19 protein-coding genes and 1 tRNA gene are annotated in these 18,413 nt (G+C 68.2%); 13 read left to right on the top strand and 7 right to left on the bottom strand.

All coding sequences use genetic code 11. From position 1 onward, the window contains the following. Window positions 1-151: 151 nt before the first annotated feature. From BGP17_RS13535 to BGP17_RS13525, 3 genes are all read right to left on the bottom strand, one after another. Window positions 152-949 (bottom strand): DUF72 domain-containing protein, encoded by a 798-nt coding sequence (locus BGP17_RS13535; protein ID WP_286712367.1) that lies wholly within the window; start codon window positions 947-949, stop codon window positions 152-154. Between the two features lie 60 nt (window positions 950-1,009). Beyond that, window positions 1,010-1,435, bottom strand: a complete 426-nt coding sequence (locus BGP17_RS13530) for a DUF2147 domain-containing protein (protein ID WP_167300033.1) — start codon at window positions 1,433-1,435, stop codon at window positions 1,010-1,012. 134 nt (window positions 1,436-1,569) lie between these two features. Beyond that, a tRNA-Gly gene (locus tag BGP17_RS13525) sits at window positions 1,570-1,644 on the bottom strand. A gap of 175 nt (window positions 1,645-1,819) precedes the next feature. On the opposite strand from BGP17_RS13525, the gene BGP17_RS13520 reads away from it, so the two are divergent. The 3 genes from BGP17_RS13520 to BGP17_RS13510 are packed head-to-tail and all read left to right on the top strand — an operon-like array spanning window position 1,820 to window position 3,731. Continuing rightward, window positions 1,820-2,722 (top strand): tetratricopeptide repeat protein, encoded by a 903-nt coding sequence (locus tag BGP17_RS13520; RefSeq protein WP_286712366.1) that lies wholly within the window; start codon window positions 1,820-1,822, stop codon window positions 2,720-2,722. Then, window positions 2,719-3,339, top strand: a complete 621-nt coding sequence (locus BGP17_RS13515) for an LON peptidase substrate-binding domain-containing protein (protein ID WP_286712365.1) — start codon at window positions 2,719-2,721, stop codon at window positions 3,337-3,339. The genes BGP17_RS13520 and BGP17_RS13515 overlap by 4 nt, the downstream gene beginning before the upstream one ends. Next, the gene (locus BGP17_RS13510; RefSeq protein ID WP_286712364.1) at window positions 3,336-3,731 is read left to right on the top strand and encodes a hypothetical protein; all 396 of its coding nucleotides are present in this window, start codon (window positions 3,336-3,338) and stop codon (window positions 3,729-3,731) included. Before BGP17_RS13515 ends, BGP17_RS13510 begins: the two co-directional genes overlap by 4 nt. Here the strand turns inward: BGP17_RS13510 and BGP17_RS13505 are convergent. Next, the gene (locus BGP17_RS13505) at window positions 3,728-4,945 is read right to left on the bottom strand and encodes an FAD-dependent monooxygenase (RefSeq protein WP_167300037.1); all 1,218 of its coding nucleotides are present in this window, start codon (window positions 4,943-4,945) and stop codon (window positions 3,728-3,730) included. The genes BGP17_RS13510 and BGP17_RS13505 overlap by 4 nt on opposite strands. Window positions 4,946-5,089: 144 nt before the next feature. On the opposite strand from BGP17_RS13505, the gene BGP17_RS13500 reads away from it, so the two are divergent. The 5 genes from BGP17_RS13500 (at window position 5,090) to BGP17_RS13480 (ending at window position 10,710) form a co-directional block, all read left to right on the top strand. After that, window positions 5,090-7,411: a DNA translocase FtsK gene (locus BGP17_RS13500; RefSeq protein WP_286712363.1), complete on the top strand. Its 2,322-nt coding sequence runs from the start codon at window positions 5,090-5,092 to the stop codon at window positions 7,409-7,411. A gap of 88 nt (window positions 7,412-7,499) precedes the next feature. Beyond that, complete coding sequence (locus tag BGP17_RS13495; protein WP_286712362.1) at window positions 7,500-8,114, top strand: LolA family protein; 615 nt, start codon at window positions 7,500-7,502, stop codon at window positions 8,112-8,114. Window positions 8,115-8,450: 336 nt separating this feature from the next. After that, the gene (locus BGP17_RS13490; protein ID WP_286712361.1) at window positions 8,451-9,233 is read left to right on the top strand and encodes an exodeoxyribonuclease III; all 783 of its coding nucleotides are present in this window, start codon (window positions 8,451-8,453) and stop codon (window positions 9,231-9,233) included. Beyond that, window positions 9,230-10,273 carry a GTP cyclohydrolase II gene (ribA, locus tag BGP17_RS13485; RefSeq protein WP_243857310.1) on the top strand — a complete coding sequence of 348 codons (1,044 nt, stop codon included), beginning with the start codon at window positions 9,230-9,232 and terminating at the stop codon, window positions 10,271-10,273. The genes BGP17_RS13490 and ribA overlap by 4 nt, the downstream gene beginning before the upstream one ends. 122 nt (window positions 10,274-10,395) lie before the next feature. Continuing rightward, a complete protein-coding gene (locus BGP17_RS13480; protein ID WP_353681876.1) occupies window positions 10,396-10,710 on the top strand; it encodes a hypothetical protein in 315 nt (104 codons plus the stop codon). A 38-nt stretch (window positions 10,711-10,748) separates the two neighbouring features. Here the strand turns inward: BGP17_RS13480 and BGP17_RS13475 are convergent, their stop codons facing one another. Both BGP17_RS13475 and BGP17_RS13470 read right to left on the bottom strand, forming a co-directional pair. Further along, entirely contained in the window at window positions 10,749-11,411 is a 663-nt protein-coding gene (locus tag BGP17_RS13475) for an HAD family hydrolase (protein ID WP_167300042.1), read from the bottom strand. Beyond that, complete coding sequence (locus BGP17_RS13470; protein ID WP_286712360.1) at window positions 11,408-12,076, bottom strand: YggS family pyridoxal phosphate-dependent enzyme; 669 nt, start codon at window positions 12,074-12,076, stop codon at window positions 11,408-11,410. Before BGP17_RS13470 ends, BGP17_RS13475 begins: the two co-directional genes overlap by 4 nt. A 22-nt stretch (window positions 12,077-12,098) precedes the next feature. Between BGP17_RS13470 and BGP17_RS13465 the strand changes: the two genes are divergently transcribed. Beyond that, window positions 12,099-12,626 carry a thiamine phosphate synthase gene (locus tag BGP17_RS13465; RefSeq protein WP_286712359.1) on the top strand — a complete coding sequence of 176 codons (528 nt, stop codon included), beginning with the start codon at window positions 12,099-12,101 and terminating at the stop codon, window positions 12,624-12,626. 182 nt (window positions 12,627-12,808) lie between these two features. Here the strand turns inward: BGP17_RS13465 and BGP17_RS13460 are convergent, their stop codons facing one another. Continuing rightward, window positions 12,809-13,543 (bottom strand): hypothetical protein, encoded by a 735-nt coding sequence (locus tag BGP17_RS13460; protein WP_286712358.1) that lies wholly within the window; start codon window positions 13,541-13,543, stop codon window positions 12,809-12,811. Between the two features lie 227 nt (window positions 13,544-13,770). Between BGP17_RS13460 and BGP17_RS13455 the strand changes: the two genes are divergently transcribed. From BGP17_RS13455 to holA, 4 genes are all read left to right on the top strand, one after another. Further along, a complete protein-coding gene (locus BGP17_RS13455; protein WP_086127797.1) occupies window positions 13,771-14,208 on the top strand; it encodes a DUF3576 domain-containing protein in 438 nt (145 codons plus the stop codon). 77 nt (window positions 14,209-14,285) lie between these two features. Further along, window positions 14,286-16,823 (top strand): leucine--tRNA ligase, encoded by a 2,538-nt coding sequence (gene leuS / locus BGP17_RS13450; RefSeq protein ID WP_286712357.1) that lies wholly within the window; start codon window positions 14,286-14,288, stop codon window positions 16,821-16,823. Then, window positions 16,820-17,323, top strand: a complete 504-nt coding sequence (gene lptE / locus BGP17_RS13445) for an LPS assembly lipoprotein LptE (RefSeq protein ID WP_286712356.1) — start codon at window positions 16,820-16,822, stop codon at window positions 17,321-17,323. Before leuS ends, lptE begins: the two co-directional genes overlap by 4 nt. Further along, complete coding sequence (gene holA, locus BGP17_RS13440) at window positions 17,320-18,336, top strand: DNA polymerase III subunit delta (RefSeq protein WP_286712355.1); 1,017 nt, start codon at window positions 17,320-17,322, stop codon at window positions 18,334-18,336. The genes lptE and holA overlap by 4 nt, the downstream gene beginning before the upstream one ends. Window positions 18,337-18,413 lie beyond the last annotated feature (77 nt).

Genomic DNA, 18,413 nt, shown 5'->3' with positions numbered 1-18,413 from the left:
TTTTGCCTCAGGTCTGTATCCCGAAAGGCACGCATCTTTACTGATATGTGTCTGCCATTTTGCAAGACTGCAAAGTTATTACGAAACCTCTCAGATTACGGCCAGTTCGGAGGATCTTGCGGCCGGACCGGTGGATTCGTGGTCAGCCACGCTAGCCGAGTCGGCGGATCAGTTCCCGCGCCGCGGCGGGCGCCCGCACCTTGCCGCCATGGATGAAGAACAGGAAGGTTTCGCGCGGTGCCGCGGGCGGGTCCCGTTCCTCGACATAGGGCAGGCCTTCGGGCCGGCCGCCCGAAGCCCAGGTCCTGGCCGCCGCGGTCCAGCGCGGAAGCTCGGCTTCGGGATAGCAGAAGGGATTGTCGTCCTCTCCCGCCTCCAGCCGGGCATAGACGAAGTCGCCGGTGACGTCGGCAATCGCGGGATATTGCGGCGAATCGGCATAGACGATCGCGACGCCGGCCTTGCGGCACAGCGCGACGAATTCGGGAACCGCGAAGCTCTCGTGGCGGACCTGCACGGCGTGGCGCAGCGTGACGCCCTCGTGCGTGCGCGGCAGCAGATCGAGAAAGGCGCCGAAATCGGCGGCGTCGAATTTCTTGGTGGCCATGAACTGCCACATCAGCGGCCCCAGCCGATCCCCCAGCGCGACCACGCCCTGGCCGACGAACTTCGCCACCGACTCGCCGGCATCGGCCAGCACCTTGCGATTGGTGCAGAAGCGCGAGCCCTTCACCGCGAAGACGAAGCCGTCGGGCACCGTCTTCGCCCAGCCCTCGAACGTCGCGGGCTTGAAGCTGGAATAATAGGTGCCGTTGATCTCGATCGCGGTCAGCTGGCGCGAGGCATATTCCAGCTCCTTCTTCTGGCTGAGCCCTTCCGGATAGAAGGTCCCGCGCCAGGGCTCGAAGGTCCAGCCGCCGATGCCGACTCGAATGGGTGCGTTGCTCATGCGCCCGACCCTAGCCGCTCCGCGCCGCACCGCCAGCCCGAAGGCTGCGGCCAAACCCGGTCAGCGCACCCGCGACCAGGTCTGCGACTTGCAGATGATCCCGAACAGCACGCAGCCCCTGCCGACCATCTTGTCGCCGTCCTGGAACTGGAGCGTGCCCGAGAAGGTCTGGCGAAGATCCGGCACGAAGACCTTGCCGCTCCACTTGCCGGGGCCGGTGGGCTTGAGATCGCGGAACAGATGCGTGCCGACCAGCTGCTCGGTGCCGCCGCTCCGCGCGTCGGCGATCGCCTCCTGGTTCGCCCAGGTGACCGTCCCGCAGATCGCGCCGCCGCATTGATCGATGCGGACATGGACGCTGTTGTCGGGATTGCGCCACACGCTGGCGATCGGCACGTCCGACGAAGCGCCCGCCGACGCAGGGGCGGCGAACACCGAAGAAAATGCGAGCGCGGGCAGAATCACCCGGAAGAACCTACCGAACATGGCGGCGCTTGTCAGGGTCGAAACCTGTACCCGCGCTGAAGTGAACGCCGGTGGGCAAGCGCGAACCTGCTTCATCGACGATGACCGAGGCGGTCCGGGTTTCCTGAAGATGCCGGAGATCCGGCAGGAAACGCTGGAGCGGGCGAAGGGATTCGAACCCTCGACCCCGACCTTGGCAAGGTCGTGCTCTACCCCTGAGCTACGCCCGCTCTGGCGTTCTGGCCCGGGCGATTGAGCGCACCGGGCGGGTGAGGCGCGGCCACTAGCACCGGCTTTGGGGGTCGGCAACCCCATGCACGCAACTTTTTTAGAGGCTTGGCGCATGACGCGCGAAAGCCCACATATCGCCGCGAAACCATAAAGCACTTTTCAGGAGCACCTGCCTTGGCCACGCTTGGACTCACCCCCGCGGAAAAGGATGCCGTCGACGCGTTCCGCCGCGACGTCGTCGAGCCCTCGATGACCAGCCTGGTCATCATCGATTTCTGGGCGGAATGGTGCGGCCCCTGCAAGGCGCTGGCACCCGTCCTCGAAAAGGTCGCGGCCGATTATGCCGGCAAGGGCGTCGTCCTCGCCAAGGTCGATGTCGATGCGAATCAGTTCATCGCCAACCAGTTCCAGGTCCGCTCGATCCCGACCGTCTATGCGATGTTCCAGGGCCAGCTGGTCGCCGACCTCAGCTCGGCACGCACCGAATCGCAGCTGCGCACGATGCTCGACCAGATCCTGCGCCAGCTTCCCGTGCAGAGCGCCGACGCACAGGCGGAAGCCGAGCTGGAGCCGTTGATCGCGATGGGCGAGCAGGTGCTGGCCGAAGGCGATGCCGAACGCGCGCTCGCGATCTTCGAGCAGATCGCCGAAATGGCGCCCGAGCATGGCGCGATCGCCGCCGCCCGCGCCCGCGCCCTGCTCGCACTGGGCCGGACCGACGAGGCCGAGGCCGTACTCGCGGCGCTGCCCGAAGATGCCAGGGGCGCCGAGATCGAGCAGGCGCGCGCCGCGATCGCGCTGGCGAAGGAAGCCCGGCCGGTCGAGGACCTGAGCGGCCTCGCCGCGCAGGCGGCGACCGGCGACATGGAGGCGCGCTACGAACTCGCCGGCGGCCAGATGGCGACGGGCGACCGCGAGGCGGCGGCCGCGACGCTGCTCGGCATGATCCGCGACGATCGCGAATGGAACGAAGGCGCGGCGCGCCAGCGGCTGCTCAAGCTGTTCGAGGCGGCCGGGCTGGAGGATCCCTGGGTCGCGGCGCAGCGCCGCAAGCTGTCGGCGATCCTGTTCGGATGATTCCCGGCGGGACGCTCTCGCGCCTCTCGATATTCCCGCTGGGCGGCGCGCTGCTCTTCCCGCGCATGCATCTGCCGCTCCACATCTTCGAGCCGCGCTACCGGGCGATGGTCTCCGATGCGCTGGCACGCGACCGGCGGATCGGAATGATCCAGCCGCGCGGCCCGGGCGACTCGCCGTCCCTGTTCGAGATCGGCTGCGTCGGCCGCATCGCCGAAGTGGAGGCGCTCGACGACGGGCGCTTCGACATCGTGCTCGAGGGGCTGGCCCGTTTCGCCGTGGTGCGCGAGCTCGACGTCACGACGCCGTTCCGCCAGGTCGAGGCTGCGCTGGAGCAGGCGGGCGATGTCGAAGTGCTCGCCATGGCGGAGCGCGCCGCCCTCGAGATCGAATCGCGGCGATTCGCCGACGGGCTCGGCTATGCGGTCGACTGGGAGGCGGTGAGCCGGCTGGACGACGAATCGCTGGTCAACGGCATCGCCCAGATCGCACCGTTCGACGTCGCTTCGAAACAGGCGCTGCTCGAGGCCGATTCGCTGGCCGAGCGATCGGAGCTGATCGTCCAGCTGATGCAGTTCTTCGGTCGCCACGATGGCGACGAGGGGACGCTGCAATGAGCGGTGCCGAAACGCCGCTCAGCGGACGCTGGATCGGCATCTACAACTATCCTGACGATAGTCCCCCGGTGCCGTTTGACGCGGTCCTGTTCGAGAGCGGCGGCCGCATCTCTGGCACGATCGAGGAAGTCGATGAATATCTTGGCGATGAGCATCTCACCGCCACCGTGGACGGCAGCCGCGACGGCGAGGCGGTGCGCTTCGCCAAATTCTACGACAATGGCGACGAGGATTTCGACACGGTGCTGTATGACGGGACGGTCAAGGCCGAGGGCACCGAGATCCACGGCCGTTGGGAGATTCCCGGCATCTGGTCGGGCAGCTTCATCATGACCCGCGAGATCGGCGCCGAAACGGCGATCGCCGTCGAGCGCGGCGAAACGGTCCGCTAAGCCGTCATCCCCTGCAGCAGCTTCGGCACGTCGCCGCTCTCGCCCCGCGCCTCGGCCATGAACCAGTGCTTGAGCGGCGGCAACCGGTCGACCGCCGAAAGGCCGAAGCGACGGACCGCGCTCGCGGTCTTGCCGGGGATGCCGAACAGGCGAGTGAGCCCATCGGTCGCGGCGGCGACCATGAAGGTGTCGAGGCCGCGCCAGCGCTGATAGCGCGCGAGCAGCTGTGGGTCGCCCATGTCGAGGCCCAGCCTCTTGCCGTCCACCAGCACCTCGACCAGCGTGGCAACGTCGCGAAAGCCGACGTTCACGCCCTGCCCGGCGATCGGATGGATGCCGTGCGCCGCATCGCCGACCAGCGCGAGCCGGTCGGCGGTGATCCAGGCGGCATGGTGGAAGCCGAGCGGATGGCTGAAGCGCGCAGTGAGCGGCCCGAGCTTGCCCAGGAACCCGCCCATGCGCTTCTCCGCCTCGGCCAGATAGGCGCGCTCGGAAATTTTCATCATGCCGGCGGCATCGCGGGCATTGACCGTCCACACCACGGCCGAGCGATGGCCATGCGCGTCGTCGAGCAGCGGCAGGATCGCGAACGGGCCGGTCGGATAGAAGATCTCGAAGGCGATGTTCTCATGGCTGCGCGCATGGCCGAGCGTGGCGACCATCGCGGCATGGTCGTAGCTCCAGCGCGCCGTGTTGAGCCCGGCGGCCTCGCGCGTCGGCGAGTTGCGGCCCTCGGCGCCCACCAGCAGCTGGGCATGGACGATGGTGCCGTCGCTCAGCTGGGCGGATACGCCGAACTCGCCGCGTTCCACGCGGAGCGCGCGAGTCTGCATCCGCACATCCGCCAGCGGGGCGGCGACCGCGGCTTCGTAGAGCGCGGTACGCAGCACCCGGTTCTCGAACATGTGGCCGAGCGCCCCTTCGCCCTCGCCGGGCGCGAAATCGAGCTTGCCGGGATCGAGCCCGTCCGAGACGCGGATGCCCGCGATCGGGCAGCCCTTGCCCGCCAGGCGCGTCGCCACGCCGATCGCTTCGAACATGCGCATCGGCGCGCTGGCGATCGCCGAGGCGCGCCCGTCGTGCCGGGCGGCGAGGATCTGCGCCGGATCGGCGGGATCGACCACGATCGAGGAAATGCCGTGCGCATCGAGCGCGGCGGCCAGCGCCGAGCCGACCAGCCCGCCGCCGAGGATGAGGACATCTGCGCGATCCATGGGCGTGCCGTAGCGCGGGACGACGCCCCCGTCATCCCCGCCGATGCGACAGGCGGAAACGGCGGAACGTGCGGGGAACGCTTGACGCCGGAGTCCGCTCGGGCGATTAACCGCGTCGCACCCCTGAAAATCCGGAGGCTGGGCATGGCGTCCCGGGCACAAGCGCCGCTTTGGCGCGAAACCATGAAGGCCGGCGCGCGCCGCAGCGGCGCGGTGATCGGCGGAGCCGTCCTGTTCCTGGGCGTGCTCGCGCTCGGCGTGGCGCTGGGCAGCTATCAGCCGACCGATCCGTCGATGAACACTGCCGCGGCGGGCCCCGCACGCAACTGGATGGGTGAACCCGGCGCATGGATCGCCGACCTGCTCTATGCGCTGCTCGGCCCCGCAGTGTGGCTGTTCCTGCCGATCGGACTGATCGTCGCCTATCGCCTGCTCAAGGATCGCCCCGTCGGCAACTGGGGGCCGATGTCCCGCGGCGTCGCCATCGGCGTGGTCTTCATGGCGACCGCGCTCGCCTTCTTTTCCAGCGACGCGGTGCTGTCGCTGACCGGCGGCTGGGGCGGCGTGGTCGGACTCGGCATCGCCGGCCTGTTCAACTGGCTGATCGGCTTCGCCGGCGATCCGGCGATCGGCTGGTGGGCGGGGCGCGGCCTTGGCCTGGTCTGCGGGCTGATCGGCCTGTTCGTCTGGTGGCGCAGCCTCGATTTCTCGCTGCCCGAGCGCGTGAGCCTGCCGAGCATCCCGAACCTCAAGGGGCCGGGCAAGGCGCCCCTTCTCGGCGCGCCGGAGAAGGAGCCGCAGGCCGCGCCCGAGCCAAAGATCCGCGAGGGCCGCGAGCCGCGCAAGACGGTGGTGCCCGACAACCGCCCCGGCCCGGTAATCGCCGACCGCAACCTCACCCCCTCGCCCGCACGGACCAAGCCGCCGACCCAGACCAGCCTCGACTTCAAGGACAGCTATCAGCTGCCCGGAATCGACCTGCTCAAGCCGCCGCCGGTCAACAAGAATGCCGGGATCGACAAGGCGGCGCTGGAGCGCAACGCACGGCTGCTCGAGAGCGTGCTCGACGATTTCAACGTCAAGGGCCAGATCGTCGAGGTGCGGCCGGGGCCGGTCGTGACCATGTACGAGCTCGAGCCGGCCGCGGGCATCAAGGCCAGCCGGGTGATCCAGCTTGCCGACGACGTCGCGCGCAACATGTCCGCCACTTCGGCGCGCATCGCCACCATCCCCGGGCGCAGCGTGATCGGCATCGAGCTGCCCAATGCGGCGCGCGAATCGGTCAACCTGCACGAACTGGTCGCCAGCCAGGCCTTCGAGGACCAGGGCGCGACGCTGCCGCTGGTGCTCGGCAAGAACATCGCGGGCGATCCGGTGATCGCCGACCTGGCGCCGATGCCGCACCTGCTCGTCGCCGGCACCACCGGCTCGGGCAAGTCGGTGGGGCTCAACTGCATGATCCTCTCGCTGCTCTACCGGCTCACGCCCGAGCAGTGCCGGATGATCATGATCGATCCCAAGATGCTCGAGCTGAGCATGTACAAGGACATCCCGCACCTGCTCGCCGACGTGGTGACCGAGCCGGCCAAGGCGGTGCGCGCGCTCAAATGGGCGGTCGAGCAGATGGAGGACCGCTACCGGATGATGGCGCATGCCAATGTCCGCAGCCTCGCCTCGTTCAACGACAAGGTGCGCCAGGCGAAGGCCAAGGGCCAGAAGCTCGGCCGCAAGGTGCAGGTGGGCTACGACCCCGACACCGGCAAGCCGATCTACGAGGAAGAGGCGCTCGACCTCCAACCGCTGCCGCAGATCGTGGTGATCGTCGACGAGCTGGCCGACCTGATGATGACCGCGGGCAAGGAAGTGGAGTTCCTGATCCAGCGGCTGGCGCAGAAGGCGCGCGCGGCGGGCATCCACCTGATCATGGCGACGCAGCGCCCCTCGGTCGACGTCATCACCGGCGTGATCAAGGCGAACCTGCCGACCCGCCTCTCCTTCTACGTCGCCAGCAAGATCGATTCGCGCACCATCCTGGGCGAGCAGGGCGCCGAGCAGCTGCTCGGCAAGGGCGACATGCTCTACATGCCCGGCGGCAAGCAGATCGTCCGCGTCCACGGCCCCTTCGTCAGCGACGACGAGGTGCAGGCGGTGGCCGATCACTGGCGCACCCAGGGTACGCCCGAATATATCTCCGCCGTCACCGAGGAGCCCGAGGATGGCGGGTTCAGCCTCGACGGCGCGCCGGAGGGCGACGATTCGCCGGAGGACCAGCTCTATCGCCGCGCGATCCAGCTGGTGGCGGAGAGCCAGAAGGCCTCGACCTCGTGGCTGCAACGCCAGCTCCGCGTCGGCTACAACAGCGCCGCCCGGCTGATCGAGCGCATGGAGAAGGACGAGCTCGTCTCGCGCCCCGACCATGTCGGCCGGCGGGAAGTGCTGATGGATACCGACGGCCGACAGCTCTAGGGGGATCGAATATCGCGCCTGGCGGGTTCAGGGGACATTCAAGCCCAAACCTGCAGGCCATTCCGCCGCAATTTCGGAGAATCGACACGTGTTTGCACGGCCCCTCGCCTTCAGCCTCGCCCTTGCAGCGCCGGCCCTGGTCTCGGCCGCACCTGCGCCGGCCGATACGCTCGCCCAGGTGCAGCAGCATCTCGAAGCCGTGAACTCGATGACCGCCGGCTTCGCCCAGACCGACCGCAACGGCCGCACGCTCACCGGCACGATGACGCTGAAGCGCCCCGGCAAGATCCGCTTCCAGTATCAGAAGGGCGTGCCCCAGCTGATCGTCGCCGACGGGCGCAGCCTCTATTTCATCGACTATCAGGTGCGCCAGGTCGAGCGCTGGCCGATCGGCAACTCGCCGCTTGCCGTGCTGCTCAACCCCAAGAAGGACATCGCCAGGTTCGCCAAGGTGATCCCCACCGCGAGCGACCAGCTCGTCTCGGTGGAAGTGCATGATTCGGATCACCCCGAATATGGCCGGATCACCCTGATCTTCCAGAAGAACGCCTCCGCGCCGGCCGGGCTGATGCTCCAGGGCTGGGTGGCACTCGATTCGCAGAACAACCGCACGACGATCCGCCTGTCGGACCAGGTGTTCAACACGAACGTGAGCGACGGAACGTTCCGCTGGAACGATCCCCGCCGCCAGGGCCCGCGCTGAAGCTGAACATCGTTCATGCTGGCGACAGGTTGCCAAGCCTAGAACCTGTCTTGCGGATGTGAGGGCGTACCCGGGATTTTCCCCCTGTTGCTCGGGATCTTCACTTCCCGCCTGCGTGACGAACGCTAGGTCGGCCCTCGCTCCATTGCCCCCGGAGCGGGGGCCTTTCCTTTCCTGCTTCAGGCCTCGGCGGCCTTTCCGCCGATGCTGCGCATCGCCGGAACGCTGGGCTGCTCCGCCCGCTCCCCGCCCGGCCTCCCATAATATGCCGGCGTTGGAAGGCCGGGTGGGGGAGCGGACTGGTGCGGAGGCGAAACACCTCCTAAATCCCGCCCGATGAAGATCGCTTCCTGGAACATCAACTCCGTCCGCTTCCGCATCGAGATCGTCGAGCAGTTCCTGCGCGAGGAGGCACCCGACATCCTCTGCCTCCAGGAAACCAAGGTGATCGACGGGGACTTCCCCGAGGCGCCGTTCCGCGCCCTGGGCTATGGCCATGTCATCAAGCATGGCCAGCGCATGCACCACGGCGTGGCGATCATTGCCAGGGTGCCGGTGGTGGAGGACGACCGGTTCGACTGGCAGGCCAATGGCGAGGCGCGCCATGTCGGCGTGCGCCTGCCGAACGGGGTGCGGCTCGAGAATGTCTATGTGCCCGCCGGCGGCGACGTGCCCGATCGCGAGGTGAACCCGAAATTCGGCCAGAAGCTCGATTTCCTCGAACGCATGATCGCCTGGTCCGAGGGGCTGGGCGTGCCCTCGATCCTGACCGGCGACTTCAACGTCGCGCCGCTGGAAAGCGACGTGTGGAGCCACAAGCAGCTCCTCGACGTGGTCAGCCATACGCCGATCGAAGTGGAGACTCTTGGCCGGCTGCAGGCGGCGAACGACTGGGTCGATCTCGGCCGCCATTTCATCCCCGCGCCGGCGCGCTACTATAGCTGGTGGAGCTACCGGGCGAAGGACTGGGCGGCGTCGGACCGCGGCCGCCGCCTCGATCACATGTGGGCGAGCCGCGACGTCGCCGCGAAGGCCGTGTCGCACAAGGTATGCGAGCCCTGTCGCTCCTGGCTCAAGCCCTCCGACCATGTGCCCATCGTGACCGAGTTCGACTTTTGAGCGCGCACGCAGCCGCCCGCGCCGTCGATGCGCTGCGCCGAGGCTGGCCCGTGGCGATCGGTGGCCTTGCGTTGCTCGCGGTGGAAACTGCCGATGCGCGCCGCCTCGCGGCATTCGACGAGGGCGGCCAGGCCGACCTGCTGCTCTCCGCCGGACGTGCGGCAACGCTGAAGCTCGCCAACCAGCGCGACGCGGCGACCCCCGATGCGCCGGTGCTGGTCCAACGCGCGCCCTGGCTCGACTTCGACATGGCGACTGCGCTCGCCGATCCGCAGTTCGATCTCGCCACGCCCCTGAAGGGCCCCTTCCGCGCGATTCCGCTGGCGGAACCTGCGCTGGCCGCCGCAGCGCTGCGGCTGGCGCGCGTCGCGGGGCTGCTGCCGGCCTTTTTCGTGCGCCCGGCGGCCGGCGAGGAAGCGATCGCTCCCGCGGACATCGATGCGCATGAAGACGCCGACCGCCTCCGCATCGTCGCCCGCGCACGGCTGCCGGTTGCCGATGCCGAGGATAGCGAGATCGTCGCCTTCCGCACCGACGAGATGCCCGGCGAGCATGTCGCGCTGCTGATCGGGGAACCGAACGGCCAGCCGCCGCTCGTCCGCCTGCACAGCGAATGCCTGACCGGGGACGTGCTGGGCAGCCTGAAATGCGATTGCGGGCCGCAGCTCCAGGCAGCGATCCGCGAGATCCGGCAGAGCGGCTGGGGCATATTGCTCTATCTGCGCCAGGAGGGGCGCGGGATCGGGCTGATCAACAAGCTGCGCGCCTATGCGCTGCAGGACCAGGGTTTCGACACGGTCGATGCCAATATGCGGCTGGGCTTCGCGATCGACGCACGCAACTTCGCCACCGCGGCGAAGATGCTGTCGCTGCTCGGCCAGCACCAGGTACGGCTGCTGACCAACAATCCCGACAAGGTGGCGGCGCTGGAAGCAGCGGGAATCCGGGTGGCCGAGCGCGTGCCGCACTTCCTGCCGCCCAATCCGCACAATGCGCGCTATCTCGCCACCAAGCGCGACCGGACGGGGCACCAGTTCTGAGGTATTTCCTCGATACCGAATTCAACGGCTTCGGCGGGCCGCTGATCTCGCTGGCGCTGGCGCCCGAGGATGGCAGCACGCCTTTCTACGAAGCGCTGCCCTGCCCCGATCCGACGCCCTGGGTGGCCGAGCATATCCTGCCGGTACTCGATACGGCGCCGATATCGCGGGCGGCAATGGGGCAGGCCTTCGCCGCCTATCTGGGCGCCGATCCCGATCCGCTGCTCGTCGCCGACTGGCCGGAGGACATCGCCCATGCCGCGCAGCTGCTGATCGCGGCGCCGGGCCGTCGCCATCCGATCGACCGCATCCGCTTCGAGCTGTGCGACGCCTTCGGCTTCGACAGCGCGGCATCGAGCAGCAGGCCGCACAATGCGCTGGCCGACGCCATTGCGTTGCGGGACTATCTGCTCGCCCGGGGAGCCCGGGACTTCTAGCGCGGGGCGCAGCGGAAAGGGCGCGGGACCCTTGCCGCTCAGCCCAGGAGGCGCGCCACCTCGTCGAAATCATGCGCGATCCGCTTCACGCCCAGCGCGCGGAGCCGCTCGGCATGGTCAGGTCCGCAGTGCGAGCCGGCACACAGGCCGATGACGTCGGCGCCCGAGGCGACCGCGCCCGTAACGCCGACCGGCGAGTCCTCCAGGATCACGCAGCGCTGGATCGGCACGCCGAGCGCGGCAGCGGCGTGGAGATAGAGATCGGGCGCCGGCTTGCCGCGGGCGACATGCTCATGGCCGCTATAGATATGGTCGCCGAACGCGGCACGGATGCCGAGATGCGCGAGGTGCCGGCTTATCCACCGGGTCGAGCTCGACGATGCGATCGCGCGGGGCAACCCGGCGGGCAGCGCCTCGACGAAACGAATCGCACCCGCGACGGCGGGCAGGCCCTCCGCCAGCACGCGCGCGTCCTCCTCGGAACGCGCCGTGTGGAAATCCTCGGGGATCGCGCGCCCGATCCAGCGCTCGATCGCGCCGAGGAAATCCGTGCCCGACAGCCCCATGAAGTTGGCCATCGAATCCTCGGGCGTGGTCGGATGGCCGATGCTGGTCAGATAGGCCGCGACCTGCCGGTTGCCGGCCGCTTCGCTCTCGAGCAGCACACCGTCGAAATCGAACAATATGGCATCATAGTTCATGCGCGCGCTCCGAACAGGGCAGTGCCGACGCGGACATGCGTCGCGCCGATCGTCACTGCCGTCTCGAAATCGCCCGACATGCCCATGGAGAGCCCGCCAAGGCCGTGATCGCGGGCGATGCTGGCGAGCAGGGCGAAATAGGGGGCGGGCTCGAGATCGAAGGGCGGCACGCACATCAGACCCTGGACGGGCAGATCGGCGGCGCGCGCCTCGCCGAGCAGGGCCGGCAGATCGGCCACGGCACAGCCGCCCTTCTGCGCCTCGTCGCCGATATTGACCTGCAGGAAGCAGGCGGGACGCTTGCCGGCCTTGTCCATCGCCCTGGCCAGCGCATGCACCAGCGACGGGCGGTCGACCGAGTGGATCGCATCGAACAGGGCAATGGCGTCCTCGGCCTTGTTCGACTGGAGCTGGCCGACCAGGTGGAGCGCCACGTCCGGCGCCGCCTCGCGCAATGCCGGCCACTTGCCCTCGGCCTCCTGCACGCGATTCTCGCCGAACGCGCGCTGGCCGGCGCGGAGGAGCGGGCCGATCGCATCGGCATCGTGGGTCTTGGAGATGGCGATCAGCGTGACCGCGTCGGCTTCGCGCCCGGCGATCCTGGCGGCGCGCGCGATTCGGGCGCGCACATCGGCAAGGCGCTGGCTGGCTTCGTCTATCGGCATGGCTCGCGCTATAGGCAGGGCGATGCGCCGCCGCCACCCCCTCCCGCGCCTCTGGCTGATGACCGACGAACGCATGGGCGATGCCCTGTGGGATGCGCTGGAGCGGCTGCCGCGCGGCGGCGGGGTGGTGTTCCGGCACTATGGGCTGGCACCGGCCGAGCGCCGGGCGCTGTTCGCGAAGGTGCTGAAGGTGGCGCGCCGGCGGCGATTGGTGCTGATCCGCGCCGGTGCGCAGCCGATGCGCGGCGAATCGGGCGCGCATGGCGCATATGGGCCGGGCCTGCGCACCGCGCCGGCACATAGTCGCCGCGAGGCGATCGCCGCGCTACGGGCGGGCGCCCACGCCCTGTTCGTCTCGCCTGCCTTCCCCACCCGCTCCCATCCGGGCGCGCGGGCGCTGGGACGGGTGCGCTTCGGCCGGTTGGTACAGGGGCTCGGCGTGCCGGTGATCGCATTGGGCGGGATGGACCCGCGCATGGCGGCGAGCCTCAGGCCGTTCGGGACATATGGCTGGGCGGCGATCGATGCCTGGACCGGGGCGAAGGGCTAGGTTGCAGCCCGTGCAAGCGGGAATCCAGGGCCAGGAGGTCGGTTGCGAAGCGCGCCTTGCCGTCTCCGGCAACCTCTTGCCCGGTGCCACCCCGGACCTTGGCCATGGCCGGGACAATGCAGCGCGCCCGGAATGGCGGAAACGTCGGTCGAGGTCAGATGCCGGGCGGGGCGGACGCGCCGTCAGAAGCGGAAAGCGGTGCCCACATAGACGGCCTGGCTGTCGCGCCGGCTCTCGTTGAGCTTGGGCAGGCGATCTTCCTCGCTGCGATAGCGCACGCCAGCGGTCACATCCAGGTTGCGAGTCAGCGAATAGCTGCCGCCGAGATCGATGGAATAGCTCGGCTTGTCGCCGATCAGCACCGGCGTGTTGGCCAGCGGACGATCCGCCGAGGCACTCAGGCGGCCGCTCAGGCGCTTGCCGGTATAGCTGACGCCGATATCGGCGCGCTCGCGGCTGCCGGGCTGGTCGACCAGCTCGACGCGCGTGACGTCGCCCGAGACGGCCAGGCGCTTCCAGCCGACCGAGACGCCGAGATTGTACGATATCGGCGCCAGATTGACCGGAGCCGCTACCGCGGCGGCAACGTCATGCGCCACGTCGCGACTGCGCACCGCGCGGCTCGAGCTGGCGCGAACCGCGACCGTGACGCCGCGGCTGCTACCGCGCGCTTCGGCCGGGGTGAATCGGAAGCTGCCCTCGGGCAGGCCCGAACGGGCAAGCACCGCTGCAAGCTTGGGATCGGCGGCCGCGGGCGTGAAAATGCCGATGCCACCTCGGGCCGGCACGGCGGCGCGCTTGGCAGGGGCGACACGATCGACCCTGCTGGTCTGCGCCTGAATCGCCGGCGCGAGCAGGAGCCCGGCAGCGCAGAGCGCCCCCAGTGCAATTCCCGTCCTCGTCCGTCCGACTCGCATCGTCATGAATCCCTAGATGATGTCGCCTACCATGATTCGGAACCATGGTTCCACCGGTGGCACAAATTTCGTGACGGTGTTGCACCAGACCCACAGAATCTGCTTGCGATCCCTTTAACCAGCAGTGTTTCAAACGTGCGAATCGGAGCATGGCTTCCCGCCTTGCTCCCGCCACATGCGCCACTATAGATGCTCACCGACTTTTCTCGCCTGCTAGGAATGTGACGATGAACCGCCTGTTGCGCACCGCGATCCTGGGGTCGCTCGCTCTCTCGATCACCGCGTGCGGCGGTCACACCAAGCGTCCCGAGGCGGATCTCGCGGCCTCGAAGGTGACGACGATCGGCGTCAACTCCTATCTGTGGCGCGCCAGCCTCGACACGCTGAGCTTCATGCCGCTGCTCCAGACGGATTCGAACGGCGGCGTGATCGTGACCGACTGGTACGTGAACCCGAACGTGCAGACCGAGCGGATGAAGGTGACGGTGACGATCCTCGACCAGGATCTGCGCGCCGATGCGCTGCGCGTCGCCGCGCTGCGCGAAGTGAACCGGGGCGGCGCCTGGGTCGCCGCGCCGGTCCAGGCCGCGACGGTGCAGAAGCTCGAGGACATCATCCTCACCCGCGCCCGCGATCTGCGCCGCGCCGCCGTGGCCACCAACTGATCCCCTAGTGACGGTTCCAGCCTGCTCTCCCGTCCGGCGAAGCAGGCCGGCACCGCGAGAAGACAGCAGGAACTGATTTGTCTCGCTTCAACCCGTTGAAGGCGGACGCCGCATGGCAGAAGGTGTGGGAAGAGAACCGCACCTTCGCCGCGCGTGACGATTCGCCCAAGCCCAAGAGCTTCGTCCTCGAGATGTTCCCCTATCCTTCGGGGCGCATCCATATGGGCCATGTCCGCAACTATACGATGGGCGACGTGCTCGCGCGCTTCCGGCGGATGCAGGGCATGGAAGTGCTCCACCCGATGGGCTGGGACGCGTTCGGCATGCCGGCCGAGAATGCGGCGATGGAGAAGAAGGTCCATCCCGGCAACTGGACCCGCGCCAATATCGCGACGATGAAGGCGCAGCTGAAGCGGCTGGGCTTCGCGCTCGACTGGACTCGCGAACTCGCCACCTGCGAGCCCGATTATTATGGCCATGAGCAGGCCATCTTCCTCGATTTCTTCGAGAATGGCCTGGTCTATCGCAAGGAATCGGCTGTCAACTGGGACCCGGTCGACATGACCGTGCTTGCCAACGAGCAGGTGATCGACGGGCGCGGCTGGCGCTCGGGCGCGCTGGTCGAGCGCAGGAAGCTCAGCCAGTGGTTCCTCAGGATCACGCAGTTCGCCGAGGATCTGCTGGAGGGCGTGCAGGCGCTCGAGCATTGGCCCGACAAGGTCAAGCTGATGCAGGAGAACTGGATCGGCAAGTCCGAGGGCCTCCAGTTCGACTGGACGCTTTCGGACGGCGAGATATTGCCGGTATACACCACGCGACCCGATACGATCTTCGGGGCGAGCTTCATCGCGGTGGCGGCAGACCATCCGATCGCCCGGAAACTGGCCGCTTCGGACGATAATGTCCGGGCATTCGTCGAACTGTGCAAACAGGGCGGCACTACCGCAGCCGAGCTGGAGACACAGGAGAAGCTGGGCTTCGATACCGGCCTCACCGCCACGCATCCCTTTGATTCGGCTTGGCAAGTTCCGGTCTACATCGCCAATTTCGTGCTGATGGACTATGGCACCGGCGCCGTATTCGGCGTGCCGGCGCACGACCAGCGCGACTTCGAGTTCGCCACCAAATACCAGCTTCCGATCCGCCGCGTCGTCTCCGAAGGCGACAAGACCGATCCCGAATTCCGCGACGCCGAGGCCTATACCGGCCCGGGCACGCTGGTGAACTCGCACTTCCTCGACGGCATGGACGTCGCCGATGCCAAGCGCACGGTGATCCGGCGCGCGGAGGAAGGCGGCTGGGGCAAGGGCCAGACGGTGTGGCGCCTGCGCGACTGGGGCGTCAGCCGCCAGCGTTATTGGGGCACGCCGATCCCGATCATCCATTGCGAGCGCTGCGGCGTCGTTCCCGCCCCGCGCGAATCGCTGCCGATCGCCCTGCCCGAGGACGTCAGCTTCGACATCCCCGGCAACCCGCTCGACCGGCACCCGACCTGGAAGCATGTCGACTGCCCGAAATGCGGCGCCCCCGCGCGGCGCGAGACCGACACGCTCGATACCTTCGTCGATTCCTCCTGGTATTTCATCCGCTTCGCCAGCCAGCCCGCCGACAGGCCGTTCGACAAGGCCGTGGCCGAGCAATGGTTGCCCGTGGGCCAGTATATCGGCGGCGTCGAGCATGCGATCCTGCACCTGCTCTATGCCCGCTTCTTCACCCGGGCGCTGCGCCATATCGGCAAGCTCGACGTGACCGAGCCGTTCGCCGGCCTGTTCACCCAGGGCATGGTGACGCACGCCAGCTACTATCAGATGGAAGAACATGACGGGCTGGAGCGGAAGGCCTATTTCGAGCCTTCCCAGATCTCGCGGCGCGGCGACGGCACTGCCTTCCTGACCGAAACCGGCGAGGACGTGATCGTCGGCCGCATCGAGAAGATGTCGAAGTCGAAGAAGAACACCGTCGACCCGACCGAGATCGTCGACCAATATGGCGCCGACGCCACGCGCTGGTTCATGCTTTCCGACAGCCCGCCCGAACGCGACCTCGAATGGAGCGAGAGCGGCATCGAAGGCGCCTGGCGCTTCGTCAATCGCCTGTGGCGGCTGTTCGAGAATCTCTCGGAGGCCGAAGCCGGCACCGGCCGCGATGTCGATCTCGACAAGCGCCTGCACCGCACCATCGCCGGCGTGGCCGAGGATGTGGAATCGCTGGCATTCAACAAGTCGGTCGCCAAGCTCTACGAGCTGGTCGGCGCGATCGAGAAGGCCCAGCCCTCGGCGTCGAGGACGGACGCGATCCGCACCCTGGCCCGCATCGTCGCGCCGATGGTGCCGCATATCGCCGAGGAAGCCTGGGCCGCCATGGGCAATCCGGGCCTGATCGCCGACGCCGAATGGCCCGCCGTGGATCCTGCCCTGCTCGTCGACGACGAAGTGACGATTGCCGTGCAGGTGAATGGCAAGCTGCGCGATACGCTGCTAATGCCGAAGAGCGCGGCCAAGGATGTGGTCGAAGCCGCGGCACTTGCCAGCGACAAGATCGTTCGATCGCTCGAAGGCAAGCAACCCAGGAAGGTGATCGTGGTGCCCGATCGTCTGGTGAACATCGTCGCATGAAGCGGGTAGCCCTACTCGTCGCCGCGACGCTCGCCCTGTCCGGCTGCGGCCTCCGCCCGCTCTATGGCGGCGGGCCCGACGGCCCGGTGCGCTCCACGCTCTCCGCGGTGGAAGTCGCGCCGATCAAGGGCCAGTCGGGCTGGCTGGTCGCCAATGCGCTCAAGGACCGGCTCGATCACAATGACGGCGCGGCGCGCTATCGGCTGGAAGTCACGCTCGACGACCAGATTGCCGGCCTGGGCGTGCGGCGCGACGATTCGGTGGCGCGCGAACGGCGGACGCTGCGGGCGCGCTACCAGCTCATCGATCTCTCGAACGGCAATGTCGTGCTCGACGCCACTGCCGGCTCCGACGCCGGCATCGACGTGGTCGGCAGCGAATATGCCACGATCGCGGCCGAGAAGAGCGCGCTCGAGCGGCTTTCGGGCATCGTCGCCGACCAGATCGTCGCACGCGTCGCCCGCTTTGCGCAGAACGCGCCCGGGACGGGCAGCCAGTGAAGGCCAACGCGACGCAGATTCGCGCCGCGATCGAGAAGCTCAGCCCCGATACGCGGCTCTATCTGTTCCACGGCCCCGACGAGGCCGGCGCCGCCGATCTCGCCGCGAAGCTCGGCAAGGTGCTGGGACCGGAAGCCGAACGCATCGACCTGGACATGAAGGCGCTGCGCGAGCAGCCCGGCCGGCTCGCCGACGAGGCGGCATCCCTCTCGCTGTTCGGCGGCACCCGCTATGTCCGCGTGCTGGGCGTCGAGGAAGGCGCGGCGGAAGCGATCGGGCTGCTGCTGAACGCCGAGCGCGCCGGCAATCCGGTGGTAGCGATCGGCCCGGGCCTGAAGGCAAGCGGCAAGCTGGTGAAGTCGGTGATCGCCGCGCAGAATGCCTATGCCCATGCCTGTTATGTGCCCGAAGGCATCGACGCCACGCGCCTCGCGGCCAATGTCGCGCGCGAACATGGCCTTCGGCTCACCGGCGACGTGCCGCAGCGGCTCGCGACCGCCACTGCGGGCGACCGGGCGATCCTTGCGCGCGAGATCGAGAAGCTGGCGCTCTATCTCGACGCAGCGCCCGACCGGCCCAGGGACGCCGATGGCGCGGCGCTCGACGCGATCGGCGCCGATCTGGGCGATTCGGACCTGAGCGATGCGATCACGGCCGTGGTGGATGGGCGTCTCGGCGATATCGGCACCGAGCTCGCCCGGCTGGGCGAAGGCATCGGCGTGCCGCTGATGCGCCAGCTCGCCCGGCGGCTGCAATCCATGGCCGAGATGCGGATCGACCTGGATCGCGGTGGCGACATGGACGAAGTGCTTGAGAAACACCGTGTTTTCTTCCGCGAGAAAGCGGCGACCGGCCGCGCGCTGCGCCGCTGGAACGGCACCCAGCTCGCGCGCGCGATCGATCGGGTGCGCGAGGCCGAGCGGGCGATGATGCATTCGGGCAGCGCCGGCGAAGTGCTGGCGGATGCCGAGGCCGTGACGATCACCCGCCAGGCTGCACGGGCCAAGGGCTGAGGCCTTGCGACTCGTCTTCCTCTAGCCGGCAAGCTGACGATCGGCCGGGCGCTGGCGGCGCGCACGGGGCTGGCGCT

Origin of the sequence: Sphingomonas sp. 67-41, from assembly GCF_001899725.1 — a bacterium.
Classification (GTDB): Bacteria; Pseudomonadota; Alphaproteobacteria; order Sphingomonadales; family Sphingomonadaceae; genus Sphingomonas; species Sphingomonas leidyi.
This window is presented reverse-complemented; position numbering and strand designations above follow the sequence as displayed.